General features: G+C 65.9%; 1 protein-coding gene and 1 pseudogene. Both read left to right on the plus strand.

Annotated elements, in window-relative coordinates; translation table 11 throughout:
• Positions 1 to 232 precede the first annotated feature (232 nt).
• Positions 233 to 568: pseudogene (locus tag L696_RS32655) on the plus strand (hypothetical protein); the annotation flags it as partial.
• 45 nt (positions 569 to 613) lie between these two features.
• Positions 614 to 853: hotdog family protein (locus L696_RS32480; RefSeq protein WP_342447938.1), on the plus strand; the 240-nt coding region annotated here is incomplete at its 3' end.

The following is an 853-nucleotide window of genomic DNA, read 5'->3' on the forward strand; positions in this document are numbered from 1 at the left end:
TGCAGAGAAGCTGGAGCACTTCGTGAATGGCGGCGGGGAGACCGAGGGTTTGTACTACGGCCAGGTCAAACGGTATAAGGAAGCGCTGGCACTGTTTCGGGCGGACGAGGATACGGGGCAAGCGGTGGAAGCGTGGATGCGGAAAGGGAAAGTGGCGAAGGTGCTGGAGCTGTGGGTGAAGGGCTGGGCGGTCGATTGGCGGAAGCTGTACGGGGACAAGCGGCCGCAGCGGATGAGCCTGCCGACATACCCGTTTGCGCAGGAGCGGTGCTGGGTGCCGGAGAGCGGGGAGGCGGCGCAGGCCGGAGCGGGGCTTGCCGCGCTGCATCCGCTGGTGCAGCGGAACACGTCGGACTTCGCAGGTCAAAGCTATGCGGCGGTGCTGACGGGAGAAGAGCCGGTGCTGAAGGACCACCGGGTGAACGGGAAGAAGATGCTGCCGGGCGTGGCGCAGCTGGAGATGGCACGGGCGGCGGCGACGGATGCGGCCAAGGCGTATATGGACGGGAGGACCGGGATCCGGCTGCGGAACGTGACGTGGCTGCGGGGCCTGACGGTGGAAGACGCGGCAGAGACGGTGCGGATCGCCCTGACGCTGGAGGCGGAGGGAGCGATGAGGTATGTCATCGGCAGCGGCGGATCCGGGGACGAAGAATCTGTGTATAGTGAAGGGGTGGCAGAGCTGGTGGAGCTGCCGGAGCGGGAACAGGTAAAACTGGAAGCGATACGCGGACGCTGCGGTCGGAAGGTGAGCAAAGAGGCGTGCTATGCGGCGCTGGAGGAGCTGGGCCTTTCCTACGGAGCGAGCATGCGGTCGGTCGTAGCGGTGTGGACAGGAGTGGACGAAGGGCTG

Origin of the sequence: Paenibacillus maysiensis (assembly GCF_000520815.1) — a bacterium.
Taxonomy (GTDB): domain Bacteria; phylum Bacillota; class Bacilli; order Paenibacillales; family Paenibacillaceae; genus Paenibacillus; species Paenibacillus maysiensis.